This window comes from Burkholderia sp. 3C, assembly GCF_054589155.1.
In genome coordinates, this window is the sequence record NZ_BAAILN010000134.1 from 198,707 (window position 1) to 224,696 (window position 25,990).

Genomic DNA, 25,990 nt, shown 5'->3' on the forward strand with positions numbered 1-25,990 from the left:
TTGCACCGATCCGGCTTTCCTGCCCGTTCAGCAGCTTCGAGATATTGGCGCGGTGCCGCCAGATCAGCAGCACGCTCATCGCCAGCACTGCCCAGGCCACCGGGTTGCCCTGCGTGCCGAACAGGTACACGTCGAAGATCGGCGCGAACACGGCCGCCACCAGCGCGGCGAGCGACGAATAGCGAAAGCAGAACGCGATCACGAGCCAGCTCAGCAGCGTGGCGATGCCGAGCGCGGGCGAGATGGCCAGCAGCACGCCGGCCGCCGTGGCCACGCCCTTGCCGCCCTGGAAGCGGAAGAAGATCGGATACAGGTGGCCAAGGAACACGGCGATCGCGGCCAGCGCCACGCCGATCTCGCCGCCGATGCCGAAATGACGCACCAGCCACACCGCGAGCCAGCCCTTGAAGGCGTCGCCGAGCAGTGTGAGGACCGCGGCCTTGCGGTTGCCGCTGCGCAGCACGTTGGTCGCGCCGGGGTTCTTCGAGCCGTAGGAGCGCGGATCGGCGAGGCCCATCAATGCGCTGACGACGACGGCGAACGACACCGAGCCGATCAGGTAGGCAGCGACGGTAGCGATCAGAATCTGCATGACGATGGTGTGTTTCCACGAATGATGAAAGGACGGCGCGGCGCGCCTCGATGTTGCGCTGCGGCCATGCCGCGCACCGGTTGCGGCTGCGCGGCGGCGCTCATTCTACCGAAGCGCGCCGGCCGGCGTTCCCGGTGAAACCCTCAATCGACGCTCGCGCATTGCACCGGCTTGGCCGCGAGTACCTCGACCAGCACCGCCGGCGCGAGGCTGACGAGGTAGCCGCGCTTGCCGCCATTGACGAGGATCAACGGCAGGTCGAGCACCGACGCCTCGACATACACGGGCATCGCCTTCTTCGTGCCGAATGGCGAGGTGCCGCCGACCAGATAGCCGGAATGGCGGTTCGCCACCTCGGGCTTGCACGGCTCGACGCGCTTCGCGCCGATCTGCCGCGCGAGGCTCTTGGTGGAGACGGTGCGGTCGCCGTGCATCAGGATCACGAGCGGCTTGGCGTGCTCGTCTTCCATCACCAGCGTCTTCACCACCTGGTGCTCGTCCACGCCAAGCTGGCGCGCCGATTCGCCGGTGCCGCCGTGCTCGACATAGTCGTAGGTGTGCTCGCCGAAGGCGACGCCATGACGGCGCAGCCACTGCGTGGCCGGCGTTTCGGATACATGTCGGGATTTGCTCATGGGCGCATTTTAATTGCGGCCGCGTTGAAGCACTATTGTCCGTTCGGCCGATTGCCCCAGGGCGGTGCACATGGCACGATCGGAGCCTTCTCGATGTAAGGCCATGCCGCCCGGCCTGTTTCCGGAGCCACGATGCCAACCTCGCCCGCCTCGCCTGCCACCGCCCGCCTCGATGTCGATGCCCTGCTCGCCGCGCTGCCCGCGCGCATCGATCACGTGCCGCGCCGCATTGCCACCCGCACGCCCGATCACCCGGCGCTGATCGAGGACGCGCGCCGGCTCACCTATGCGCAACTGGTCGCGGCGATCGACGCGGCCGCCGCGCAATTGCGTGCGCTCGGCGTGAGCGGCGGCGATCGTGTCATGATCGTGGCGGAGAACAGCATCGCGCAGATCGTCCTGCTGTTCGCCACGGCCGCGCTCGATGCCTGGGCGCTGCTCGTCAACGCCCGCCTGTCGGATGCCGAGCTCGACGCGATCGCGGCCCATGCCCGCCCGCGCGCGCTGGCCTTCGTCACCGCCACCTCGCCCGACGCCGTCGCGCATGCCGCCCGCCATCACGCCGAGCCGGCCGCCGCCATCGCGCCCGACATCGGCGGCTGGGCCATCGCGCTCGATCCCACCGTCAATACCGAAGCGGTCGAGGCCGACGGCGCGCGCCAATGCGCGGCGCTGATCTACACCACCGGCACCACCGGCACGCCGAAGGGCGTGATGCTGTCGCACCGCAACCTGCTGTTCGTGGCGGCCGTGTCGAGCACGCTGCGACGCGTCGGCCCGCAGGATGTCGTTTATACGGTGCTGCCGGTCTCGCATGTCTACGGGCTGGCCTCGGTGTGTCTCGGCAGCCTGTACGCCGGCGCGACGCTGCGCCTCGTGCCGCGCTTCGTGCCCGAAGCCGTGCGCCGCGCGCTGGCCGACGAGCAGGTCACGATCTTCCAGGGCGTGCCCGTCATGCACGCCAAGCTGCTCGAGCATCTGCACACGCACGGCCATCCGTGGCACGCGCCGCACCTGCGCTTCGTCTACTCGGGCGGCTCGCCGCTCGACGCCGATCTCAAGGCGCGCGTCGAACGCATCTATGGGCTGCCGCTGCACAACGGCTACGGCATGACCGAGAGCAGCCCCACCGTCGCGCAAACGCCACTCGATGCACCGCGCAGCGATTGCTCGGTCGGCACGCCGATTCCCGGCATCGAGGTGCGTCTCGTCGATCTCGCCGGGCAGGACGTGCCAGCCGGCGAGGTCGGCGAGATGATCGTGCGCGGTCCGAACGTGATGCTCGGTTATTACCGCAACCCGGAAGCCACGCGCGCGGCCGTGTCGGCCGACGGCTGGCTGCGCACCGGCGATCTCGCGCGCGCGGCGCCCGACGGCTCGCTGACCATTGCCGGGCGCAGCAAGGAATTGATCATCCGTTCGGGCTTCAATGTCTATCCGGCCGAGGTAGAGCATGTGCTGAACGCGCACCCGGCCGTCGTGCAGTCGGCCGTGATCGGGCGGGCCGTGGAGGGCAACGAGGAAGTGATCGCGTTCGTCGAATTGATGCCGGGCACGGCGCTGGCCGCTGAAGAACTCGACGCCTGGTGCGCGGCGCGGCTCGCGCCTTACAAACGGCCCGCGCGGATCGTGCCGGTGGATGCGTTGCCGGCCGCCTCTACCGGCAAGGTGCTCAAGCACCGGCTGCGCGACCATCGCGGCTATCAGGGCGGCTGACCGGGAGCCGCCGCGTGCTCATCCGCGCGGGTGATGCTCGGCGTGCAGCGTGCGCAGGCGCTCGCGCGCGACGTGGGTGTAGATCTGCGTGGTCGAAATATCGCTGTGCCCGAGCAGCAGTTGCACGACGCGCAGGTCGGCGCCGTGATTGAGCAGATGCGTCGCGAATGCGTGGCGCAGCGTGTGCGGTGAAAGGTGCGCGCGCACGTCGGCGCTGGCCGCGTGGCGCTTGATGATGTTCCAGAATTGCTGGCGCGTCATGCCGTAGCCGCGCGCGGTCACGAACAGCGCATCGGCCACCCGCGCGCCGAGCAGCGCCGGCCGCGATTCGCGCAGGTAGCGCTCGATCCAGCCGTGCGCCACCTCGCCGAACGGCACGAGCCGCTCCTTCGCGCCCTTGCCCATCACGCGCACCACGCCTTCGTTGAGGCCCACCTCGACCGTCTTCAGCGTGACGAGCTCGCTGACGCGCAACCCGCTCGCATACATCAGTTCGAGCATCGTGCGGTCGCGCAGCCCGAGCGGCGTCGCCACGTCGGGCGCGCCGAGCAGCGCCTCGACCTGCGCCTCGGACAGCGTCGACGGGAACCGCGCCGGCTGCTTCGCCGACAGGATTCGCAGCGTTGGATCGGCGCTCGCGCGGTGCTCGCGCAAGGCCCAGCCGTAGTAGCGCCGGAACACCGACAGCCGCCGGTTCGACGAGGCCGCCTTGCCGTCGCTGCGCGCGGCGATATAGCCGGTCAGCATTTCCTCGTTGACCGCATCGACGCTCGCGCCATGCGTGGCCGACAACCATTGCGCGAACAGGCTCAGGTCGCGTCGATAGGCGTCGAGCGTGTTTTGCGACAGGCCGTGTTCGAGCCAGAGCGCATCGCAGAACAGGTCGATCGAGGTACGGCTCGCCTCGCGTTCGGGCGAGCCGCCGAGCGCCTGCGCGCCACCGTCGGCCTCGCCGTCTGCATCGGCACCGGCGCCACGCCGGGCGCGCACAACGCGAGACGCCGAGCCTGCACGCGGCTTGCGGCTTGAACCCGTCACTTTGGCTGCTTCGGCCCTGCGCTTCGCGCGCGGCTTTTTCGCGCCGGCCGCCTCCACCGCGCCACCGTCATCCGCCACGGCTTCGCCCACGCCCGCTTCCGTCTTCCCCGCCATCGATGCCATCAGTATTGAATCCCTTCGTGCGCGAGCAGCCAGCGCTTGACCGTCAGGTAGTAGCCGTCGCCGGCGTGATTGGAGAACCCGCCGATACCGCCGGCCGCGACAACGCGATGGCATGGAATCACGAGCGGGAACCAGTTCGCGCCGCACGCCTGGCCGACCGCGCGCGGCGCGCTGCCGATGCGCCGGGCGATCTGTCCGTAGGTGGCGACGGTGCCGGGCGGCAGCTCGCCGATCGCCTGCCAGACGCGCCGCTGGAACGCCGAGCCGACCTCGGCCAGCGGCAGGTCGAAACGCGCCGACGCGCGCGCGAAATAACGTTCCATCTGCTTGGCGGCGCGCCGTGCAAGCGCATTGTCGGGTTCGACGCTGCGCACCGATTCGGGCAGATAGACGATCTCGCGCACGCACGCGCCCTCGGTGCGAATCCCGACCTTGCCGAACGGCGCGTCGATCACTGCATTGAACATGGCCCGCTCCTGGATGCCGCCCGCGCCGAAACCGTCACTGTACGCTGCCTAGGCCGCCCGCAGCGCCCATTCGACATGCTCGCGAACCAGCGCCGAGGCATCGTCGGCACGCGCGGCCAGCGCCGCGACGATCGCCGCGCGCGCTTCGCTGGGCAACTGCCCGGCCGGCGCGCGCAGCGCATTGCCCAGCCCTACCGCGAGATTGCGCAGCCAGCGCTCGTAACCGATGCGCCGGATCGCGCTGCCCTGCATGCGCTCGTCGAATTCGGCGGCGCTCCACGCGAACAGTTCGGTCAGCGAGGCGCGATCGAGCCCGTGCCGCACATCGAAATCGGCGACCGGCGCGGCCTGCGCGAACTTGTTCCACGGGCACACGAGCTGGCAGTCGTCGCAGCCATACACGCGATTGCCGATCAGCGGGCGCAGCGGCTCGGGGATGCTGCCTTTCAATTCGATGGTCAGATACGAAATGCACAGCCGCGCATCGACGCGATACGGCTCGGTGATCGCGCCGGTCGGGCAGGCGTCGAGGCAGCGCGTGCAACTGCCGCAATGCGCGCCCGGCGTTTCGGGCGCGGCATCGGGGTGGGTTTGCGCGTCGGTGGGCAGCGGCACGTCCACGAAGATTTCACCGAGAAAGAACAGCGAGCCGGCGTCGCGCTGCAACAGCAGGGTGTGCTTGCCGCGCCAGCCGGTGCCGGCCTTCTGCGCGAGTTCGACTTCGAGCACCGGCGCCGAATCGGTGAACACGCGATAGCCGAACGGGCCGATCTCGGCCTCGATGCGATCGGCCAGCGTCTGCAAGCGGTTGCGCAGTACCTTGTGATAATCGCGGCCGCGCGCATAGATCGACACCACGGCGGCGGCCGGATCGTCGAGCCGCGCATGCTCGTGCGCCCGCCAGCCGCCCGCGTCGGAGGCCGCGCCGGCCGCCACCGTGTCGGCCGGCAGATAGGCGAGACGGGCCGAAATCACACGTCGTGTACCGGCCACAAGTTCGGCCGGCCGCGCGCGTTTCATGCCGTGTTTCGCCATATAATCCATTTCGCCGTGGCAACCGGCTTCCAGCCACGCGGCAAGCCCCGCCTCGGCATCCGAGAGGTCGATATCGCTGATACCGATCGCCCCGAAACCCAGTTCGCGCCCCCAGTCCTTGATGCGCGATGCGAGCGCATCCAGCGCGGCATCGTCGAGGCGGCGCGACGCAGCGCCCTCGGCTTGCGTCGAGGGTGCGTCCATCACGTCGAGTTCCGGTTTACGGTTCATCGCGCTATTTTACGAGAATGCCCGCGCAGCCCAGCCATCCGATCGCCGCGATCGTCGCGTCCGCCCCGCTCGCCGAGCGCGTCTTCGCGCTGCCCGACGAGGCCGCGACCGCCGCGTTCGGCACGCGTTTCGCGCACGCGATCGACGCGGTGCGCACGCAACCGAGCTTCTCCGGCCTGCAAATCCAGCTCGTCGGCGATCTCGGCGCGGGCAAGACCACCCTGGTGCGCGCCGTGCTTCGCGGCCTCGGCCACGCCGGCCGCGTGAAGAGCCCGACCTACACGCTCGTCGAACCGTATGCCCTGCCGCGCGAAGATGGGGAACTCGCGGTGCATCACTTCGATCTCTATCGATTCAGTGATCCGGCCGAATGGGCGGACGCAGGCTTTCGCGAATATTTCAACGCCGGTGCGATTTGCCTGGTCGAATGGCCGCAGCAGGCAGGTACGCTGCTCGGCGTGCCGGATCTCGTGTTCGCGCTCGATGTCGACGGCGAAGGCCGCCGTCTCGTGGCGCGGGCCTACAGTGTTTCAGGAAACGCATGTCTCGAAAGATGTTGATCAAACCGTTCCGCTCGATCGAGTCGGCCGCCACCACCACCCACAACTGGCGCCGCCGCAAGGTGCTGGTTGCCGGCGCGTCGACGCTCGTGCTCGGGCTGGTCGCGCCGCGCATGGCACTCGCCTCGTCGGTGCTCGGCGTGCGGGTCTGGCCCGCGCGCGATTACACGCGCGTGACGATCGAATCCGATCAGCCGCTGCAGGCGGCGCAGCAACTGCTGCAAGGCCCGGATCGGCTGGTCGTCGATCTCGACGGCCTCGATCTCGACCAGGCGCTGCGCGACCTGGTGTCGAAGATCGCGCCGAACGATCCGCAGATCCAATCCGTGCGCGTCGGCCAGTACCAGCCGCATGTGGTGCGCATGGTGTTCGATCTGAAAGGTTCGGTGAAGCCGCAGATGTTCACGCTGCCGCCGGTCGGCACCTATCGCTACCGGCTGGTGTTCGACCTGTATCCGGCGGTCGCGCCCGATCTGCTGTCGGACCTGATCACGCAGACCGAGCACAAGGAACGCCAGCTCAACGACGACGTGCGCACCCAGCAGGCCCAACAGGCGCAACCGCCGCAGGCCGCGCTGAACGGCCCCGGCACGCCGCCGCCCGGCGCGCACGACAACAGCGACGCGTTCTTCCAGCAGTTCGCGCAGAACACGCCGCAGGCCGCGTCACCGGCCACCCCCACCTCGCCCGCCAGGCCCGCGATCAAGCCGCCGCCGGTGGTGGCGAAGAAGGACGATGACGACGACGGCATCCCCGACACCTATGCGTTCACCACGCCGAAAAGCGGCAAGAACGGCACGGTGCGCCTGCTGACGGTGGCGATTGATCCGGGCCACGGCGGCGAAGATCCGGGCGCGATCGGCGGCGGCGGCACCTACGAGAAGCACGTCGCGCTCGACATCGCCAAGAAGCTGCGCGCGAAGATCGACGGCGCGCCGAACATGCGCGCGATGATGACGCGCGACAACGATTTCTTCGTCCCGCTGAACGTGCGCGTGCAGAAGGCGCGGCGCGTGGGCGCGGATCTGTTCGTGTCGATCCATGCCGATGCGTTCACCACGCCGGAGGCGCACGGCTCGTCGGTGTTCGCGCTGTCCGATCACGGCGCGACGAGCGCGGCCGCACGCTGGATGGCGAACAAGGAAAATTCGTCGGACAACATCGGCGGGATCAACGTGAAGACGCAGGACGTGTCGGTCAACCGCGCGCTGTTCGACATGTCGACCACGGCGCAGATCCGCGATTCGCTGCGTTACGGCAACTTCGTGCTGCGCGAGGTGGGCGGCATCAACAAGCTGCACAAGGGCTCGGTCGAACAGGCCGGCTTCGCCGTGCTGAAGGCGCCCGACATTCCGTCGATCCTGGTGGAAACGGCGTTCATCAGTAATCCCGACGAAGAGCGCCGCCTGAACGACGACGCCTATCGCGAGCAGATGGCCGACGCGATCTTCCGCGGCATCAAGCGCTATTTCGCGGCCAACCCGCCGCTGGCCAAGAACCGGATGGCCTGAGTTTCGGCCATCGGCGGCCATCGGTCGGGCCGCAGCCCCCACAAAACGCCTCGCCTTCGCGCGAGGCGTTGTTCATTGGCGCGCCGTGCACCTCACGCCACGCGCCGCATCCAGCGCCCGCCGAACACGTTGATCACGAGCCCGGCCATCACCAGCGCCGCACCGGCGAATTCGGCCGTGCTCATCTGCTCGCCGAGAAAGAACGCCGACGACGCGATGCCGATCACCGGCACCAGCAGCGAGAACGGCGCGACCTGCCCGGCCGGATAGCGCCCGAGCAGCCGGCCCCAGATGCCATAGCCGAGCAGCGTGGCGACGAAGGCCAGATAGACGATCGCGAAGATCGACGCGCCCGAGATCGAGGCCAGCGCCGTCTCGATGCGCGCCGGCCCCTCGAAGGCCAGCGACGCCGCGAAGAACGGAATCGGCGGCACCAGGCTGCCCCACACCACCAGCGGCACCAGTTCGACCGGCCCGATCTTCTTGGTGACGACGTTGCCGAGCGCCCAGCACACGCCGGCGCAGATCGTCAGCGCGAAGCCGGCCAGCGTCATCGCGCCGCCGCTTTGCGCCGCGATCGCGGCCAGGCCGGCCGCCGCGATCACGAGGCCGATCAGGTTCCAGGCGCGCACGCGCTCGCCGAGGAACACGCGCGCGAAGCCGAGCGTGAAGAACGCCTGCGACTGCAGCACGAGCGAGGCCACCCCGGCCGGCATGCCGACATACATCGCGGTAAACAGGAAAACGAATTGCCCGAGCAGGATCGTGCCGCCGTACAGCAGCAGCATGCGCCAGGCGATGCGCGGACGCGGCACGAACAACACCGCCGGCACCGCCGCCAGCGTGAAGCGCAGCGCGCCGAGCAGCATCGGCGGCACGCCGTGCAGCCCCATCTTGATCACGACGAAGTTGACGCCCCAGGCGACGATCACCACCAGCGCCAGCAACAGATCCTTCATGGCCATCATCGCGACGTTTCCTCCGTGATTGCATGCGCAAAGGCAGCAGTCTACCGGCCGCCGCCGCAACGCGCGAACGTCGCCGAGGCCCGATACAATGGGCAGCCTCCCCACCCCGCGTCCCATTCCGACCATGAGCGAATCGATCAAAGCGGTCCTGAAGCCTCACGTGCGCGACATCGGCAACCTGCAGGTGCGCCGCACGCTGCCCGCGATGGCCGCACGCCTCGTCGGCCCGTTCATCTTCTTCGACCACATGGGGCCGGCCGAGCTGCCGCCCGGCAGCGGCCTCGACGTGCGCCCGCATCCGCATATCGGCCTGGCCACCGTCACCTACCTGTTCGACGGCGCGATCCTGCATCGCGACAGCCTCGGCTCGCTGCAGACCATCGTGCCCGGCGACGTCAACTGGATGACGGCCGGGCGCGGCATCGTGCACTCGGAGCGCACGCCCGAGGACGTCCGCCAGCGCGGCCAGACGATCCACGGCATCCAGACCTGGGTGGCGCTGCCCGTCGAGCACGAAACCACCGAGCCCTCGTTCGAGCATCATCCGGCCGCCTCGCTGCCGAAGCTGACGCGCGACGGCGTGGCGCTGACGGTGATCGTCGGCGACGCGTTCGGCCTGCGCTCGCCGGCCACCACGTTCTCGCGCACGCTGTACGTGGCCGCCGAATTCGCGGCCGGCGCGACGCTTACGCTCGACGCCGATCACGAGGAACGCGGCGTCTACCTGGTCGACGGCGACCTGACGATCGACGGCACGCCGCTCGACGCCGCCACCATGGCGGTGCTGACGCCGGGCGCAACGGTCGCGCTGGCGAGCCGGGGCGCCGCACGCGTGATGCTGCTCGGCGGCGCGAAGCTGGCCGGCGAACGCTTCATCGAATGGAATTTCGTGGCCAGCACGCGCGAGGCGATCGAGCAGGCCAAGCTCGACTGGACCGCCCAGAAGATGGGCACGGTGCCCGGCGAGACGGACTGGATCCCGCTGCCCGAACGCAAGCCGCAACATTGAAACGCGGGGTTTCGGCCCCAACTACACGATCTTTCCGACTCACGAGGACCTCATGGACACCACGCTCGCCACCTTCGAACGCGACGTCATCGAAGCATCGCTCGACGCACCGGTACTCGTCGATTTCTGGGCGCCCTGGTGCGGTCCGTGCAAGACGCTCGGCCCGATGCTCGAACGGCTCGAAGCCGATTACGCCGGGCGCTGGAAGCTCGTCAAGGTCAACGTCGACGAGAACCCGGAGCTGGCCGCGCACTTCCAGACGCGCAGCATCCCGCACGTGATCGCGTTCGCCGAAGGTCGCGCCGTCGATCAATTCGTGGGCGTGCTGCCGGAAGGCCAGTTGCGCGAATTCATCGACCGGCTGCTGCCGTCGGCCGAGGAAGCCGAACGCCACGCCGCGCAGGTCGCCATCGCCGAGGAACGCTATGAAGATGCCGCCCGGCATCTGCAGGCGGCCCTCGCGCTGAACCCGGGCGACGACGACATCCGCCTCGACCTGATCGAACTGCTGCTGGCCGTGAACCGCGTCGAAGCCGCGCGCGACGAGGCCACCCGGCTCTCGCCGCAAACCGTGAACGGCGTCGATCCGCGCTACCAGGCAATCATGACGCGCTTCGAGGCGATCGACGCGGCGGTCGAGCTGCCGCCCACCGACGCGCTCGAGGCCCGCATCGCCGCCGACGCGGGCGACCTGGAAGCGCGCTTCGATCTGGCGCAGATGCTGATCGCGCACCGCCTGTACGAAGGCGCGCTCGAACAACTGCTCGAAATCGTCCAGCGCGACCGCGCGTTCAAGGACGACGTGGGCCGCAAGACGATGGTGTCGGTGTTCGAACTCGCGTCCGACCAGCCGAACCTGATCGCGGCATGGCGCCGCAAGCTCAGCGCCGCGCTGTATTGATCGCGGCACGCATCGCCGCCATCCGGCGATGAAAAAACGGGCGCGGGCCGCAAGGGCTCGCGCCCGTTTCGTTTTGGGCTGCAAAATATCAAAGAATTGAAAAATCGGCAGAAAACAGCCTCGAAAACACGAAATAGTCAGATCTGAGCGGCAAATTCCCTGGTTTCGCGCGAAGCCGTTGACATGCTTTCAAATTGCCTTCGAAGTCGCCTCGCAGCCAGGCCGCATCACGTCATGCGTCACGCGCGCGCAGCGATCGCCCTCAACACATGCGCGGCGGCCGCGAACCCGAAGGGGGCCGTCACGCACACGCTCGAACCGAAACCCGCGCAGTTCAGCCCGGCCGGCCCGGCCTGCGCCACGTCCGCCGCGCCATCCTCGTCGATCTCGCCGGCGGCGGCTTCGGGGTAGATCAGCGGCTCGTCCGAATACACGGCGCTGACCTTGAACTTCGCCTTCGGCCCGCGCGGAAAGCCGTGCTGCTTGCGTAGTTGCGCGCGCACCTTCGACAGCAGGGGGTCCTGAATGGTCAGCGCCAGGTCGTCGATGCGAATGCGCGTCGGGTCCAACTGGCCGCCCGCGCCCCCCACCGTCACGAGCGGCTGGCCGCGCGCGACGCACCACGCGATCAGCGCGACCTTGGTGCGCACGCTGTCGATGGCGTCGATCACGAAATCGAAGCCGCCGCCGAGCAGTGCCTCGAAGTTGTCGGGCTCGGCGAACTCCTCGATGCGATCGACCCGGCAGGCCGGATCGATCAGCGCGATGCGCTCGGCCATCGCGTCGACCTTGGCCTTGCCGTAGTTGCCGTCGAGCGCGTGGATCTGGCGGTTGGTGTTGCTTTCGGCGATGTTGTCGAGATCGATCAGCGTGAGCCGCCCGATCGCGCTGCGTGCGAGCGCCTCGGCTGCCCACGAGCCCACCCCGCCGATGCCGATCACGGCCACGTGCGCGTGCTCGAAGGCCGCCAGCGCGGCCGGGCCGTAAAGCCGGCCGACGCCGCCGAAGCGCCGCGCGCGGTCGGCGTCGCCAAGCTGATTTGGCGGGCTCGGAGTAAGATCGTCCTGCGTGGTGACGGCGTCGATACGAGACATACGTTAGGTAAGCGAAATGAAAGCGGAACAGCCGCGAAAGCGCTTATTTTGCCTGATCGACGCCATGCCGACCGGGCGCGGCACGCCAACGCAGGAATTTGTTTCCTTGGCTATACTCGCCTCAGATTGAAGCGTTCGCAGAAAAAAATGTCCACTCTTGCCGACCTCCGCATCAACTATTCGCGCGCCTCGCTCGACGAAGCCGACGTCGCGCCCGATCCCGTCCGGCAATTCGAGAAGTGGTTCAACGAAGCGCTCGACGCGCAACTGCCCGAACCGAACACCATGACGCTCGCCACCGTGAACGCCGAAGGCCGGCCGTCCGCGCGCATCGTGTTGATCAAGGGCGTGGACGAACACGGCTTCGTGTTCTTCACCAACTATGAAAGCCGCAAGGGCCGCGAGCTCGCGCACAACCCGAACGCCGCACTGCTGTTCTACTGGATCGAGCTCGAGCGCCAAGTGCGCATCGAAGGCCGCATCGAAAAAACCAGCGCGGCACAGAGCGACGCCTATTTCGCGTCGCGTCCGGCCGGCTCGCGCATCGGCGCCTGGGCCTCGGAACAAAGCGCGGTCATCGCGAACCGCGGCGTGCTCGAAGCGCGCGAACGCGAATTCAGCGAACGCTATGGCGAGCATCCGCCGCGTCCGCCGCACTGGGGCGGTTACCGGCTCGTGCCGGACGCCATCGAATTCTGGCAGGGCCGGCCCTCACGGCTGCACGATCGGCTGCGCTACACGCGCGACGCGGCGTCCCATACGCCGTGGACGATCGAGCGCCTCTCGCCGTAACGCCACGCGCGCCGCGAGTCACCCCCGCAGCGCCCTCTCGTATCTCGGATTTGCATGACGGCCCGCCGCCTCGACGCGGCGGACCGAAAAGATGGCTTGGCTGTATTCGTTTCAACAGACAACGGAGAATTCTTATGTTCTGGGAAAAGAAGCTGGCACAGTGGGCAGACGAAGTACGAGAAAAAGCCAATATTCCGGCGCGGCTGGTGCTCTGGAATGGCGATCAACACGATTTCGGCAGCTTCAGCGCGCCGGCCGTGACGCTGAAGGTCAATCACGCATCGGCGCTGCCGCTGCTGCTCGACCCGAGCCTCGACAATCTCGGCGAGGCGTACGTCAAGGGCAAGATCGACATCGAGGGCCGCCTGCCCGACGTCATCGACATCGGCTACTCGCTCGCGCGCAGCACCGTCACCAATGCGAGCAAGCTGGCGCGCGTCACGCGTTACTTCACGCACACGAAGAACTCGGACAAGAAGGCGATCCAGTATCACTACGACGTCTCGAACGATTTCTACAAGCTCTGGCTCGACGAGAACATGCTGTATTCGTGCGCCTACTTCGAGAACGGCGACGAGGATCTGGCCACCGCGCAGCTCAAGAAGATCGATCACATCCTGACCAAGATCCAGCTCCAGCCGGGCCAGCGCCTGCTCGACATCGGCTGCGGCTGGGGCGCGCTGGTGCTGCGCGCCGCGCAGAAGTTCGGCGCGCACTGCGTGGGCGTCACGCTCTCGCAGAACCAGTTCGACCTGGCCACCGAACGCGTGCGTCAGGCCGGCCTCGAGAACCAGATCGAGATCCGCCTGCAGGATTACCGCGACGTCGAAGGCCAGTTCGACCGGATCACGAGCGTCGGCATGTTCGAGCACGTCGGCCGCAAGAACCTGCCGGGCTACTTCACCAAGGTGCGCGAGCTGCTGGCCGACGACGGCGTGGCGATGAACCACGGCATCACCTCGTCGGACGCCGACAGCGGCGAAACCTCGCTCGGCGGCGGCGAATTCATCGACCGCTACGTGTTCCCGGACGGCGAACTGCCGCACGTGAGCCTCGCGCTCGAAGCGGCGCAGCGCGGCGGCCTCGAAGTGGTTGACGTCGAAAGCCTGCGTCGGCACTATGCGCGCACGCTCGACATCTGGACCGAGAACTTCGAGGCGCACGCCGAACAGGCCCGCCAGCTCGTCGACGACGAGAAGTTCCGGATCTGGCGCGTGTATCTCGCCGGCTGCGCGTATGCCTTCGAGAACGACGACGTGTCGATCTATCAGCTCGTCTGCCGCAAGGCCGGCCGCAGCGCGAAAACGCTGCCGTGGTCGCGGCGCTACATGTACGAGAACCCGCTGCCGCGCTGAGGCAGCCTGACGCAAACGACCACGATGCATGGGTGACGGCAGCACGCGGCGCGATACCGCGCGAACCACGAAGCAGGACGATTCGCCGGACGACGCCGCGCAGTTCGATCTGTTCGGCGAACCGCTGCCTGCCGCACCCGCCGGTCAATCCGACCCCGGCGCATCCGCTCGCGCGCGGCGCTTGGTCGTTGCGTCGCCCCCCGCCTTGTCTGAAGAACCCGCTGCCGCACCGCTTCGCGACGGCGTCGCGCCGTCCCGCGAGAACGAATCGGAACCCACGCCATCCGACGCCACGGCCTCCCTGTTCGGCGACGATGAGCTGCCCGCCGAAACCCACGCACCCGCCACCGACGCCAAGCCCGCGCGCGCCCGCCGCTCGGGCAAGCGCGGTGTGACGCCGGCCCCGATCAGCGACGCGGTGGCCGCCACGGCGGCGGCGCTGCCGCCCAACGTGCGGCTCGGCACCTCGACCTGGTCGTTCCCGGGCTGGAACGGCATCGTCTACGGCGACGACTACTCGCCGCAAAAACTCTCGCGCGACGGCCTCGACGCCTACGGCGCGCATCCGCTGCTCAAGAGCGTCAGCATCGACCGTTCGTTCTACGCGCCGCTGTCGATCGCCGACTACCTGCGCTACGCGCAGCAGGTGCCCGACGATTTCCGCTTCGTCGTGAAGGCGCCCGCCTCGGTGACCGACGCCGTGGTGCGCGGCTCGCGCGGCGAGCCCGCCGGCCCGAACCCGGCGTTCCTCGACACGCGCATCGCCATCGACGAATTCGTGCGGCCGTGCCTCGACGGCCTCGGCCGCAAGGCCGGCGCGCTGGTGTTCCAGTTCTCGCCGCTGCCCGACGCGCTGCTGGCCGATCCGGCCGGCCTGATCGAGCGGCTGGCCGCGTTCTTCGCGGCGCTGCCGCCGCTGCCGGCCGAGCCGGACAGCCCGCGCTACGCGATCGAGATCCGCGATTCGATCCTGCTCACGCCGCGCTTCATCCGCGCGCTGGCCGCCTCGGGCGTGCGCTATTGCGTCGGCCTCCATGCGCGGATGCCCGACCCGCTACGGCAAGCCGCGGCGCTGGCGCTGCTCGACGGCGACACGCCCGGGCCGCTGGTGGTGCGCTGGAGCCTGCACGGCGGCTTCAAATACGAGCAGGCCAAGGCCAAGTACGACCCGTTCGATCGGCTCGTCGACGAGGACCCGCACACGCGCGAGGCGCTCGCCGAGCTGGCCGCGCGCTACGTGCTGGCCGGCCAGCCGGTGCTGATCACCATCAACAACAAGGCCGAAGGCTCCGCGCCGTTGTCGTGCATCGAGCTGGCGAAGGCGATCGCCGAATCGATCGAACGGCACCGCGCCGAGCCGGGCTGACCGGCAGCGGCAACCACGACGGCAACCGCACAAAAAAACGGCGGCGTCGCGATCGACCCCGCCGTTTCGGTCTATCCGGCCGCCCGAGCCCGGGCGGACACACTCACACGCCGCGCGATTTGAGCCGGTGCGCGAACTTCTGGCGGAATTTCGCGATCTTCGGGCCGATCACGGCCGCGCAATAGCCCTGCTGCGGATTGCGCGCGAAGTAATCCTGGTGATATTCCTCGGCCGGCCAGTAATTGCCGTCGAGCGGCTCGACCACCGTGACGATCGGCGCACCGAAGATCTGCTCGCGGCCCAGCGTGGCGATCACGTCGAGCGCGGCCTCGCGCTGCGCGTCCGAATCGGCGAATACGATCGAACGATATTGCGTGCCGACGTCGGCGCCCTGCCGATTCAACTGCGTCGGATCGTGTGTGGCGAAGAAGATTTCAAGGACTTCGCGATAGCTGATGCGCGCCGGATCGAACGTCACCTTGACGACCTCGGCGTGGCCCGTATCGCCCTCGCACACGGCCCGGTATGTCGGGTTGCGCGTCTGGCCGCCCGCGTAGCCCGATTCCACCGCGAGCACGCCTTCCACATCGAGGAACACCGCTTCGGTGCACCAGAAACACCCGCCGCCGACGATGGCGACGTCCTGCACTGCCTGATTCATGTTCGCTCCTGACAGAAGATCCGGCCGCGGTTCGACCGGACCGTTGCGGGCCGCCGGGTCGGGCGGCCACCGATTCCGCTAAAATCGGGACAATTTCCCGGATTTCCAGATGACGTCACTTTTCGTGTTTTCCAGCTACCCGAAGGCGGTCTCGCGATGACGCTGCGCGCCACGCCGCCCGATTTCGACGTCGCCGCGTTCCGCCAGGCGCTCGGCCAGTTCGCCACCGGCGTGACGGTCATCACCACGCGCGCGCCGTCCGGCCAGTTGATCGGCATGACCGCCAGTTCGTTCAATTCGGTATCGCTCGATCCGCCCCTCGTGCTGTGGAGCCTGGCCACGCGCTCGGCGTCGCTGCCGGTGTTTCGCGGCAACAGCCATTATGTGATCAATGTGCTGGCGGCGTCGCAGCTCGACTTGTGCAAGCGCTTCGCGACCGCCAAGGGCGACCGCTTCGAAGGGGTGTCGCACGAGGCCGGCCAGTCGGGCATGCCGGTGCTCGACGGCGCGCTGGCCTGGTTCGAATGCCATAACCGCAGCCGCTACGACGAAGGCGACCACGTGATCTTCGTGGGCGAGGTCGAACGCTGCGGCCTGCATCCCGATGCCGGCTCGCTCGCGCCGCTGGTGTTCCACGGCGGCGCGTTCCACGACCTCACTCGGCTTTGAGCGCACCCGTGCGCGCCAGCGAGACGGGCGGCCCCGCCTCGTCCTTGAGCGTCTGCAAGACGATGTTCGAGCGGATGTCCATCACGCCCGGTGCCTTGTAGAGCTGGTTCAGCACGAAATCGGAGTAGTGCTTCAGGTTGTGGGCCAGCACGCGCAGCAAGTAATGCGTTTCGCCCGTCACCACGAACGCCGACGCCACCTCCGGCCAGGCCTTGATCGCCTCGGCGAAGCGCTCGTGCCATTGCTCCTGGTCGTTGCGCATCGACACCTGCACGAACGCTTCCAGTTCAAACCCCAATTTTTCACGGCTCAGGCAGGCGCGATAGCATTCGATCACGCCCTGCTCCTCCAGCAGCCGCATTCGCCTCAGGCAGGCGGATGGCGACAGCGAGATGCGCTCGGCCAGATCGAGGTTGCTGATCCGGCCCTCCTGCTGCAATACGGCGAGAATACGGCAATCGGTAGCGTCGAGCGAGATTGCATGCATTTCTGGTCCCCGTTTTGGCTATCGTTCAAATTATCTGCGATATTTGCGGAATGTCCATGTTTATTTCGCAAGCACCTTTCAATGTCGTTTGCTTATCATTCGACGGATCGGAACTTGCTCAACGACGATGGACACGCTCTGGGACATTTCCCCCTCCCTTTCTCCCGCCACGCCTGTCTGGCCGGGCGACACGCCGGTGTCGGTCGAGCGCGTCTGGCGCATCGAGGCCGGCTCGCCGGTCAATGTCGCGCGGCTGACGCTGTCGCCGCACACCGGCGCCCACGCCGATGGGCCCCTACATTACGACGCCGATGGCGCGCCGATCGGTGCGGTATCGCTCGACGCCTATCTCGGCCCGTGCCGCGTGATCGACTGCCGCGGCACGAAGCCGCTCGTCACGCCTGAACAGCTCGCCGGTGCGCTGGCCGGCGCGCCGCCGCGCGTGCTGTTGCGCACCTACGCCATCGCGCCGCAAGACGCCTGGGACAGCGCGTTCTGCGCCGTCGCCCCGGCCGCGATCGACCTGCTGGCCGCGCACGGCGTGCGGCTGGTCGGCATCGATACGCCCTCGCTCGACCCGCAGGAATCGAAAACGATGACCTCGCACGGGCGCATCCGCGCACACGGCATGGCGATCCTCGAAGGGCTGGTGCTCGACGCGGTGCCGGCCGGCGATTACGAGTTGATCGCGCTGCCGCTGAAATTCGCCACGCTCGACGCCAGCCCGGTGCGCGCCGTATTGCGCGCGCTGCCCGGCACGGCCTGAGCGCGCCAACCGATCCGGCGTCCCGCGCCGCCGCCCTTAATTCCATGAGATTCGACGCCATGACTACCCGCGAAGACGCGCTCGCCCTCGACCGCGACGATCCGCTCGCCCCGCTGCGCGAGCGCTTTGCCCTGCCCGACGACACCATCTACCTCGACGGCAACTCGCTCGGCGCGCGCCCGAAGGCCTCGGCCGAACGCGCCCGTGCAGTGATCGAGGCCGAATGGGGCCACGACCTGATCCGCAGTTGGAACACGGCGGGCTGGTTCGCACTGCCGCGCCGCCTGGGCGATCGCCTCGCGCCGCTGATCGGCGCGGCCGACGCCGAAGTGGTGATCACCGACACCATCTCCGTCAACCTGTTCAAGCTGCTGGCCGCGATGCTGCGCGAGCAGGCGAAGCGCGCGCCGGCGCGCCGCGTGATCGTTTCGGAGCGCTCGAATTTCCCGTCGGATCTGTATATCGCGCAGGGCCTGATCGCCCAGCTCGATCGCGGCTACGAGCTGCGCCTGGTGGACGACGCCTCCGAGCTCGAGGCGGCCATCGACGAACACTGCGCGGTGGCGATGATCACGCATGTGAACTACCGCAGCGGCGCCATGCACGACATGGCCGCGCTAACGCGCCACGCGCAGCAGGCCGGCGCGCTGATGCTGTGGGATCTCGCGCATTCGGCCGGCGCGGTGCCGGTGGACCTGAACGGCGCGGGCGCGGACGGCGCGGTGGGCTGCACCTACAAATACCTGAACGGCGGCCCCGGTTCGCCGGCTTTCGTGTGGGTGCCGAAGCGCCATCAGGCCAGCTTCGAGCAGCCGCTGTCGGGCTGGTGGAGCCACCGCGCGCCGTTCGCGATGGAGCCTGGCTTCCAGCCCGATGCGAGCATCTCGCGCTTTTTGTGCGGCACGCAGCCGATCGTGTCGATGTCGATGATCGAATGCGGCCTCGACATCTTCCACGAAACGAACATGGCCGCGATCCGCCGCAAATCGCTGGCGCTGGCCGACGCGTTCATCGCGCTGGTGGAAACGCGCTGCGCCGGCCTCGACCTGACGCTCGTCACGCCGCGCGAGGCGGCCCGGCGCGGCTCGCAGGCCAGCTTCGAGCATCCGCACGGCTATGAGGTGATGCGCGCGCTGATCGCGCGCGGCGTGATCGGCGACTACCGCGAGCCGCGCATCCTGCGCTTCGGCTTCACGCCGCTCTATACGCGCTTCGTCGACGTGTGGGATGCCGTGGAGACGCTGCGCGAGGTGCTCGTCACGCGCGCCTGGCAGGCGCCCGAATTCGCGGCGCGCACCGACGTGACCTGAGCCAGTGAACCTCGCCGAATCGAACCCTATCGCCCTCTGGAGCATTTCATCGTGAATCCTGATCAATCGGCCCCGAACGGAGCCGGGGCCGGCGCCCCGCCGCGCTGCCCGTTCTCGGGCGCGCCGGCCGAGCCCGCCGCCCACGGCGAAGGCTGGCACGAGGCCCAGCTCGACTTCTCGAAGTCCATGAGCTACGGCGATTACCTGTCGCTGACGCCGATCCTCAACGCGCAGCACCCGCTCTCGCCCGACCACAACGAGATGCTGTTCATCATCCAGCATCAGACCAGCGAGCTGTGGATGAAGCTGGCGCTGTACGAATTGCGCGGCGCGCTCGATTCGATTCGCGGCGACGCGCTGCCGCCGGCCTTCAAGATGCTGGCGCGCGTCTCGCGAATCCTCGAACAACTGGTGCAAGCCTGGAACGTGCTGGCCACCATGACGCCGTCGGAGTATTCGGCGATGCGGCCGTATCTGGGGGCGTCGTCGGGCTTCCAGTCGTACCAGTATCGCCAGCTCGAATTCCTGCTCGGCAACAAGAACGCGCAGATGCTCAAGCCGCACGCGCACCGCCCCGACATCCTCGCGGAAGTCGAGGCCACGCTCGACGCGCCGTCGCTGTACGACGAGGTGGTGCGCCTGCTCGCGCGGCGCGGCTTCGCGATCGCGCCCGAGCGGCTCGAACGCGACTGGCGCGGGCCGACCGAGCACGACACGTCGGTCGAGGCGGCTTGGCTGGCGGTGTATCGCGACCCGTCGGCGCACTGGCAACTGTACGAAATGGCCGAGGAACTGGTCGACCTGGAAGATGCGTTCCGCCAGTGGCGCTTCCGTCACGTCACCACGGTCGAACGCATCATCGGCTTCAAGCAGGGCACCGGCGGCACCAACGGCGCGCCGTATCTGCGCAAGATGCTCGACGTGGTGCTGTTCCCCGAGCTGTGGCACGTGCGCACCACGCTGTAACGCTCCACCGGCGTGCCCACGCGGCACGCATCGCAACCCGAACGCGCGGGCGCCCTGCCCGCGCCGCCCGCCGCTTCCTTCGTCTCACTTCTCCCGTCTCGCCGTTCCCGCCCCGCTTCACGTCCCGCTTCACATTCCGCCTCACGCCGCAGCGCAGCATCGAAATCCGCGCGTTCCGCCTTGACTTTCGCAGGCCCGAACATGATCATTCGTTCACAAAGCGAGCAAATGATCTTAACAAGGCCGTGACCGGCCACAAGGAGACAACGGATGAATCCTTCGCCGACCGCCGCGCCTGTGATCCTCCACATCGGCGCCGGGTCCTTTCACCGCGCCCATCAGGCCTGGTATCTGCACCGCGTCAACGAAGCCGCCGCACCGCACGAGCGCTGGTCGCTCGCGGTCGCCAACATCCGCGACGACATGCAGGCGACGATGGACGCGCTGGCCGCGCAGCAGGGCGTCTACACGCTCGAAACCGTGACGCCGGCCGGCGAGCGCACCTACGAGGCGATCCGCTCGATCTCGCGCGTGCTGCCCTGGTCGATCGACCTGCGCGCGCTGATCGAGGCCGGCGCGGACCCGTCCTGCCGGATCGTCTCGTTCACGGTGACCGAAGGCGGCTACTACCTCGACGAACACAACCGGCTCGACGCCGGCAACCCCGATCTGGCCGCCGACCTGCAAGGCGCGCGCACCACCATCTACGGTGCGCTGGCGGCGCTGCTGGCCGAACGGCAGGCCCGCGCGGGCGGCCCGGTCACGCTGCAAAGCTGCGACAACCTGCGCAGCAACGGCGCTCGCTTCGAGGCCGGCATGCGCGAATTCCTCGAACGGCGCGGCCTGACCGACCTGCTGGCCTGGTTCGACGCGAACGTGTCGTGCCCGAGCGCGATGGTCGATCGCATCACGCCGCGCCCCACGCCCGACGTGGCCGAGCGCGTGAAGGCCGCCACCGGCATGGACGACGCCTGCCCGGTGATGGGCGAATCGTTCATCCAGTGGGTGATCGAGGATCGCTTCGTGGCCGGCCGCCCGGCCTGGGAAAAAGCCGGCGCGGAAATGGTGGACGACGTGCATCCGTACGAGGAAGCGAAGATCCGCATCCTCAACGCCACCCACAGCTGCATCGCCTGGGCCGGCACGCTGGCGGGCCTGTCGTATATCCACGAAGGCACCCACGACCCGGCGATCCGCGCGCTCGCGCACGCCTACGTGAGCGACGACGTGATCCCCTCGCTCACGCCGAGCCCGCTCGATCTGGCGCGCTACCGCGACGTGGTGCTGGAGCGCTTCGGCAATCCGTACATCCTCGACACCAACCAGCGCGTGGCCGCCGACGGCTTCTCGAAGATCCCCGGCTTCATCGCGCCGACCTTCGCCGACTGCTTCGCACGCGGCGCCGACCCGGTGTCGACCGCCGTGCTGCCCACGCTGTTCCTGCGCTTCCTCGAACGCTGGGCACAGGGCCTGCTGCCGTACGCATACCAGGACGGCGTGATGGACCCGGGCGTGGCGCGCGCGATCGTCGCGGCCGACGATCCGGTGGCCGCGCTGGCCGCCGATCGCGGGCTGTGGGGTTCGCTGGCGGGCGACGCGCGCCTGCTGCACGCGCTGCGCGCCGGGCTGGCGCGCGTCGACGCGTGGCGCGCCGCATCCTGATCCTGCATTGACCCCGCATTACCCCACGCCCCGTCGCCGTTGCCCGCATGCCGAACCGGCACGGGCAGCCCCGGCGGCCGGCGCCGTGTCCGGGTCATCCGGCATTGGCACCGGCCACGGCGCGCGGCTACAGTAGCGACTCTCTGACGACGGACTGCTTCCGCCCATCATGTATCTCGGCATCGATCTCGGCACCTCGGAAGTCAAGGTGCTGCTGCTTTCCCCCGACGGCACCGTCGTCGGCACGGCGGGTACGCCGTTTACCGTCACGCGCGCGCATCCGCGCTGGGCCGAGCAACAGCCCGAGGATTGGTGGGCCGGCACCTGCGCGGCGCTGGCCGCGCTGCGCGAGCGTCACCCATCCGAGTACGCGCAGGTGCGCGGCATCGGCCTGTCGGGCCAAATGCACGGCGCGGTGCTGCTCGATCGCGAGGATCGCGTGCTGCGGCCCGCGATCCTGTGGAACGACATGCGCAGCGACGAGGAATGCACCGCGCTGACCGAACGCGCGCCCGACCTGCACCGGCTCGCCGGCAACCTCGCGATGCCCGGTTTCACGGCGCCGAAGCTGATGTGGGTGGCCCGTCACGAACCGGACGTGTTCCGCCGCATCGCCTGCGTGCTGCTGCCGAAGGATTACCTGCGGCTGCGGCTGACCGGCAACCGCGTGTCCGACCCGTCGGACGCGGCCGGCACGCTGTGGCTCGACGTGGCGCGCCGCGACTGGTCCGACACGCTGCTGGAGGCCGGGGGCATGACGCGCGATCAGATGCCGCGCGTGATCGAGGGCAACGCGCCGTCGGGCACGCTGCGCGGCGAGGTGGCGCGCGAACTGGGTTTGAAGGACGGCATCGTGGTGGCGGGCGGCGGCGGCGACAACGCCACCAGCGCGCTCGGCATCGGTGCGACCCAGCCCGGCGACGGCTTCGTCTCGCTCGGCACCTCGGGCGTGCTCAGCATCGTCGGCGACCGCTTCATGCCCTATCCCGAACGGGCCGTGCACGCGTTCTGCCACGCGATCCCGAACCGCTGGCAACAGATGAGCGTGGTGCTGTCGGCCGCCAGTTGCCTGCGCTGGGTCTGCAAGCTGACCTCGACCGACGAGCCCACGCTGATCGCCGAGGTGGCCGCGCTCGATCCGGCCGAACTGGCCGACGCGCCGATCTTCCTGCCCTACCTGTCGGGCGAGCGCACGCCGCACAACGATCCGTACGCACAGGGCGTGTTCTACGGCATGACGCACGGCACCGACCGCGCGCGGCTCGGCTACGCGGTGCTCGAAGGTGTGACGCTGGCGATCGCCGACGGCCACGACGCGCTGGTGGCGGCCGGCTCCGAAACCGGCTCGCTGGCGCTGATCGGCGGCGGCGCACGCAGCGCGTACTGGGCGCAACTGGTGGCCGACGCGCTCGACGTGCGCACCCACCAGCTCGGCGGCGGTGCGACCGGCGCGGCGCTCGGCGCGGCGCGGCTGGGCTGGCTGGCGGACGGCGGCGATCCGTCGCAAGTGCTGACCAAGCCGCCACTGTCGGCCGAGTACGCCCCCGATGCGGCCCGCCACGCGCGGCTGCGCGAGCGGCTCGAGACCTATCGCGCGCTGTACCGCCACGTCCGGCCGCTGTTCGAACCGTCGCGCCCGCGTCTCGCCTGACGCCGATTGCGATAGGATCGCTACCTTTTCCGCCCGCCCCCGTTCCGAGCGACCTCGCACCGTGTCCAAGTCATCCGAAAAACTCGATCTCGCCACGCGTGCCGCCTGGCTCTACTACGTGGCCGGCGACACGCAGAACGAGATCGCCGAGAAGTTGCAGGTGTCGCGGCCGGTCGCGCAGCGGCTGGTGGCGTTCGCGGTTGAGAAGAACCTGATCCGCGTGCGCGTCGATCACCGCGTGGCCGATTGCCTCGATCTGGCCGCACAATTGTCGAAGCGCTACGGCCTGTCGCTCTGCGAGGTGGTGCCGATCGACGCCGACACGCCCGATTCGATCGACCGCAAGCTGGCCGTGGCCGGCGCGCAGGTCATGGAGCGCTACATCAACGAGGAACGGCCGATGGTGATCGCGGTCAGCAGCGGCCGTACGCTGAAGGCGGCCGTGGCGCAGATCGCGCAGATCGAGCGGCCGCAGCACCGGCTCGTGTCGATGGTCGGCGCGATCGCGCAGGACGGCTCGTCGAACCCGTACGACGTCGCCCAGCACATCTCCGAGAAGACCGGCGGCAAGCACTTCCTGCTGCCCGCGCCGCTGATCGCCGACAACGAGGCCGAGCGCGCGCAGTGGTGCAATCACCGGCTGTACCGGATCGTCGAGCAACTGACGGCCGACGCCGACGTGGCCTTCGTCGGGATCGGCAACGTGGGCGTCGATTGTCCGCTGCACGTCGACGGCTTCATCACGGCCGACGAGCTGAACGAGATGATGGAATACGGCTCGGTGGCCGAGATGGTCGGGCTGCCGATGGATGCGCGCGGCGCGCGCGTCATCACGCCGTCCACCGCGCGCGTGACGAGCGTGCCGCTCGACGCGCCGCCGCGCCGGCCGACCATCGGTTTCGCGGGCGGCCCGCGCAAGCAGGCGGCGGTGCTGGCCGCGCTGCGCGGCGGCTGGCTGTCGGGCATCGTGACCGACGAAAGCTGCGCGCGCGCGGCGCTGGCGGACTGAAGCGGGCCGATGGCGGCCACGGCCGGTTCGAAGCACCGGCGGCACTGACGAGAACGGCGGCACACGTCATCGACGTGGCCGCCGTTTTTTCATGCGCGCTCGCTCATGCCCACGCCCACCGCCACGCCCAACAGGCCGCACCAACGACAGGGCCGCGCAACCCTCGCGCGGCCCTGTCGTTGGCATGACGGCACCGGAACCCCGGCCTCGCCACTCACCGAGTATTACGCGGCCTTCGCGTGCGGCGAACAGCGCTCGAACGCCAGCCCTTGCGCGTCGAACAGATGGCAATGCTCGGGCGCGGTCTGCACGCGCAGGATCGTGCCCGGACGATGCGTTTCGAGCGGCGGAATGCGCGCGATCATGCCGTCCGGCGCGACCGCCGATTCGGCATACAGGTAGGCCGAATCGCCGAGCGACTCCACGGCCATGGTCTTGACCGCCACGCCCGCGCCCTCGGCCACGCCGACCTGCAGATGCTCGGGGCGAATGCCGACCGTGACCTTGTCGCCCGTCTTCAGCGTGCCGGTGCGCACCGCCGCGCGCTGCGTCTCGCCCGATTCGAAGCGCACCGTCACTTCGTCGGCCGACACGGCCTGCGCCACGCCTTCGAGGAAGTTCATCTTCGGCGAGCCGATGAAGCCCGCCACGAAGCGGTTGGCCGGCGCGTGATACAGCGTGTTCGGGCTGCCGACCTGCTGCACGTTGCCGCCCGACAGCACCACGATCTTGTCGGCCAGCGTCATCGCCTCGACCTGATCGTGAGTCACGTAGATCATGGTGGTCTTCAGCTCGTCGTGCAGGCGCGCGAATTCGAGGCGCATCTTCACGCGCAGCGCGGCATCGAGGTTCGACAGCGGTTCGTCGAACAGGAACACCTTCGGCTTGCGCGTGATCGCGCGGCCGATCGCGACGCGCTGGCGCTGGCCGCCCGACAGTTGCTTGGGCTTGCGCTCCAGCAGGTGATCGATGTGCAGGATCTTCGCCGCGTTGCGCACGGCCGCATCGATCTCGGGCTTCTTCGCGCCGGCCAGCTTCAGGCCGAACGCCATGTTGTCGTACAGCGTCATGTGCGGATAGAGCGCGTAGGACTGGAACACCATCGCGATGCCGCGCTTGGCGCTGGGCATCTCGTTCACGCGCACGCCGTCGATCATCAGGTCGCCGCCGGAAATATCCTCCAGCCCCGCGATCATCCGCATCAGCGTGGACTTGCCGCAGCCGCTCGGGCCGACGAACACCACGAACTCGCCATCGGCGATGTCGAGGTTCACATTGCTCAGCACTTCGTTCTCGTCGTAGCGCTTGCCGATATTGCGCAGAAGCACGCTTGCCATGATTTGTCTCCGCTCCATTGACGGCCGCCCGTGAGCGGTGCGGCCGGTTCGACGTGCGCGGCGGTGTCGCCCGCGCACG

The 25,990-nt window shown here is 68.5% G+C and carries 25 protein-coding genes; 15 read left to right on the forward strand and 10 right to left on the reverse strand.

Going from position 1 to position 25,990, the window contains the following annotated elements:
* The coding region (gene plsY / locus ACYP33_RS27910; RefSeq protein WP_459624659.1) for a glycerol-3-phosphate 1-O-acyltransferase PlsY at positions 1-592 on the reverse strand (592 nt) is incomplete at its 3' end.
* A 143-nt stretch (positions 593-735) separates the two neighbouring features.
* Positions 736-1,227, reverse strand: coding sequence for a Cys-tRNA(Pro) deacylase (ybaK, locus tag ACYP33_RS27915; RefSeq protein WP_459624660.1), 492 nt, complete (start codon positions 1,225-1,227; stop codon positions 736-738).
* Positions 1,228-1,359: 132 nt separating this feature from the next.
* On the opposite strand from ybaK, the gene ACYP33_RS27920 reads away from it, so the two are divergent.
* Positions 1,360-2,943 carry a class I adenylate-forming enzyme family protein gene (locus ACYP33_RS27920; RefSeq protein WP_459624661.1) on the forward strand — a complete coding sequence of 528 codons (1,584 nt, stop codon included), beginning with the start codon at positions 1,360-1,362 and terminating at the stop codon, positions 2,941-2,943.
* An 18-nt stretch (positions 2,944-2,961) separates the two neighbouring features.
* Here ACYP33_RS27920 and xerD read toward each other — a convergent pair whose 3' ends face one another.
* The 3 genes from xerD to queG are packed head-to-tail and all read right to left on the reverse strand — an operon-like array spanning position 2,962 to position 5,837.
* A complete protein-coding gene (gene xerD / locus ACYP33_RS27925) occupies positions 2,962-4,095 on the reverse strand; it encodes a site-specific tyrosine recombinase XerD (protein WP_459624681.1) in 1,134 nt (377 codons plus the stop codon).
* An 8-nt stretch (positions 4,096-4,103) separates the two neighbouring features.
* A complete protein-coding gene (locus tag ACYP33_RS27930; RefSeq protein ID WP_459624662.1) occupies positions 4,104-4,571 on the reverse strand; it encodes a methylated-DNA--[protein]-cysteine S-methyltransferase in 468 nt (155 codons plus the stop codon).
* A 48-nt stretch (positions 4,572-4,619) separates the two neighbouring features.
* Positions 4,620-5,837 carry a tRNA epoxyqueuosine(34) reductase QueG gene (gene queG / locus ACYP33_RS27935; protein WP_459624663.1) on the reverse strand — a complete coding sequence of 406 codons (1,218 nt, stop codon included), beginning with the start codon at positions 5,835-5,837 and terminating at the stop codon, positions 4,620-4,622.
* A 17-nt stretch (positions 5,838-5,854) separates the two neighbouring features.
* Here queG and tsaE point away from each other — a divergent pair, with 17 nt between their 5' ends.
* Together tsaE and ACYP33_RS27945 are read left to right on the forward strand one after the other, a co-directional pair.
* Positions 5,855-6,397, forward strand: a complete 543-nt coding sequence (gene tsaE, locus ACYP33_RS27940; protein ID WP_459624664.1) for a tRNA (adenosine(37)-N6)-threonylcarbamoyltransferase complex ATPase subunit type 1 TsaE — start codon at positions 5,855-5,857, stop codon at positions 6,395-6,397.
* Positions 6,379-7,908: an N-acetylmuramoyl-L-alanine amidase gene (locus tag ACYP33_RS27945; protein WP_459624665.1), complete on the forward strand. Its 1,530-nt coding sequence runs from the start codon at positions 6,379-6,381 to the stop codon at positions 7,906-7,908. Before tsaE ends, ACYP33_RS27945 begins: the two co-directional genes overlap by 19 nt.
* A 92-nt stretch (positions 7,909-8,000) precedes the next feature.
* On the opposite strand, the gene ACYP33_RS27950 is transcribed toward ACYP33_RS27945, so the two are convergent.
* Positions 8,001-8,873, reverse strand: coding sequence for an EamA family transporter (locus tag ACYP33_RS27950; protein WP_414451895.1), 873 nt, complete (start codon positions 8,871-8,873; stop codon positions 8,001-8,003).
* Positions 8,874-9,000: 127 nt separating this feature from the next.
* Between ACYP33_RS27950 and ACYP33_RS27955 the strand changes: the two genes are divergently transcribed.
* The gene (locus ACYP33_RS27955) at positions 9,001-9,885 is read left to right on the forward strand and encodes a pirin family protein (RefSeq protein ID WP_459624666.1); all 885 of its coding nucleotides are present in this window, start codon (positions 9,001-9,003) and stop codon (positions 9,883-9,885) included.
* A 52-nt stretch (positions 9,886-9,937) separates the two neighbouring features.
* Positions 9,938-10,786, forward strand: a complete 849-nt coding sequence (gene trxA / locus ACYP33_RS27960; RefSeq protein ID WP_414442931.1) for a thioredoxin — start codon at positions 9,938-9,940, stop codon at positions 10,784-10,786.
* 239 nt (positions 10,787-11,025) lie between these two features.
* On the opposite strand, the gene ACYP33_RS27965 is transcribed toward trxA, so the two are convergent.
* The gene (locus ACYP33_RS27965; RefSeq protein WP_459624667.1) at positions 11,026-11,880 is read right to left on the reverse strand and encodes a tRNA threonylcarbamoyladenosine dehydratase; all 855 of its coding nucleotides are present in this window, start codon (positions 11,878-11,880) and stop codon (positions 11,026-11,028) included.
* A 147-nt stretch (positions 11,881-12,027) separates the two neighbouring features.
* Here ACYP33_RS27965 and pdxH point away from each other — a divergent pair, with 147 nt between their 5' ends.
* The 3 genes from pdxH to ACYP33_RS27980 all read left to right on the forward strand — a co-directional run bounded on the left by pdxH (position 12,028) and on the right by ACYP33_RS27980 (position 15,393).
* Positions 12,028-12,672, forward strand: a complete 645-nt coding sequence (gene pdxH, locus ACYP33_RS27970; RefSeq protein ID WP_414442933.1) for a pyridoxamine 5'-phosphate oxidase — start codon at positions 12,028-12,030, stop codon at positions 12,670-12,672.
* A gap of 134 nt (positions 12,673-12,806) precedes the next feature.
* Positions 12,807-14,027, forward strand: coding sequence for a class I SAM-dependent methyltransferase (locus ACYP33_RS27975; RefSeq protein WP_414442934.1), 1,221 nt, complete (start codon positions 12,807-12,809; stop codon positions 14,025-14,027).
* A 28-nt stretch (positions 14,028-14,055) separates the two neighbouring features.
* Positions 14,056-15,393, forward strand: a complete 1,338-nt coding sequence (locus ACYP33_RS27980) for a DUF72 domain-containing protein (RefSeq protein WP_459624668.1) — start codon at positions 14,056-14,058, stop codon at positions 15,391-15,393.
* 103 nt (positions 15,394-15,496) lie between these two features.
* On the opposite strand, the gene msrA is transcribed toward ACYP33_RS27980, so the two are convergent.
* Entirely contained in the window at positions 15,497-16,054 is a 558-nt protein-coding gene (gene msrA / locus ACYP33_RS27985) for a peptide-methionine (S)-S-oxide reductase MsrA (RefSeq protein WP_414442936.1), read from the reverse strand.
* 156 nt (positions 16,055-16,210) lie between these two features.
* On the opposite strand from msrA, the gene ACYP33_RS27990 reads away from it, so the two are divergent.
* Positions 16,211-16,723 (forward strand): flavin reductase family protein, encoded by a 513-nt coding sequence (locus ACYP33_RS27990; protein ID WP_414442937.1) that lies wholly within the window; start codon positions 16,211-16,213, stop codon positions 16,721-16,723.
* Here the strand turns inward: ACYP33_RS27990 and ACYP33_RS27995 are convergent.
* On the reverse strand, positions 16,710-17,210 hold the full coding sequence (locus ACYP33_RS27995; RefSeq protein WP_414442938.1) for an Lrp/AsnC family transcriptional regulator: 501 nt from the start codon (positions 17,208-17,210) through the stop codon (positions 16,710-16,712). The two genes, ACYP33_RS27990 and ACYP33_RS27995, sit on opposite strands and share 14 nt — an antisense overlap.
* 127 nt (positions 17,211-17,337) lie before the next feature.
* On the opposite strand from ACYP33_RS27995, the gene kynB reads away from it, so the two are divergent.
* The 6 genes from kynB to ACYP33_RS28025 all read left to right on the forward strand — a co-directional run bounded on the left by kynB (position 17,338) and on the right by ACYP33_RS28025 (position 24,574).
* The gene (gene kynB, locus ACYP33_RS28000; protein WP_459624669.1) at positions 17,338-17,976 is read left to right on the forward strand and encodes an arylformamidase; all 639 of its coding nucleotides are present in this window, start codon (positions 17,338-17,340) and stop codon (positions 17,974-17,976) included.
* A gap of 59 nt (positions 17,977-18,035) precedes the next feature.
* Positions 18,036-19,286 (forward strand): kynureninase, encoded by a 1,251-nt coding sequence (kynU, locus tag ACYP33_RS28005; protein WP_459624670.1) that lies wholly within the window; start codon positions 18,036-18,038, stop codon positions 19,284-19,286.
* A 51-nt stretch (positions 19,287-19,337) separates the two neighbouring features.
* Complete coding sequence (gene kynA / locus ACYP33_RS28010) at positions 19,338-20,252, forward strand: tryptophan 2,3-dioxygenase (RefSeq protein WP_459624671.1); 915 nt, start codon at positions 19,338-19,340, stop codon at positions 20,250-20,252.
* Positions 20,253-20,522: 270 nt separating this feature from the next.
* The gene (gene dalD / locus ACYP33_RS28015) at positions 20,523-21,914 is read left to right on the forward strand and encodes a D-arabinitol 4-dehydrogenase (RefSeq protein WP_459624672.1); all 1,392 of its coding nucleotides are present in this window, start codon (positions 20,523-20,525) and stop codon (positions 21,912-21,914) included.
* A gap of 169 nt (positions 21,915-22,083) precedes the next feature.
* Positions 22,084-23,565 carry a xylulokinase gene (gene xylB / locus ACYP33_RS28020; RefSeq protein WP_459624673.1) on the forward strand — a complete coding sequence of 494 codons (1,482 nt, stop codon included), beginning with the start codon at positions 22,084-22,086 and terminating at the stop codon, positions 23,563-23,565.
* 61 nt (positions 23,566-23,626) lie between these two features.
* Positions 23,627-24,574 carry a sugar-binding transcriptional regulator gene (locus ACYP33_RS28025; protein ID WP_414451120.1) on the forward strand — a complete coding sequence of 316 codons (948 nt, stop codon included), beginning with the start codon at positions 23,627-23,629 and terminating at the stop codon, positions 24,572-24,574.
* A gap of 224 nt (positions 24,575-24,798) precedes the next feature.
* Here ACYP33_RS28025 and ACYP33_RS28030 read toward each other — a convergent pair whose 3' ends face one another.
* Complete coding sequence (locus tag ACYP33_RS28030; protein WP_414451119.1) at positions 24,799-25,911, reverse strand: ABC transporter ATP-binding protein; 1,113 nt, start codon at positions 25,909-25,911, stop codon at positions 24,799-24,801.
* Positions 25,912-25,990: the final 79 nt, after the last annotated feature.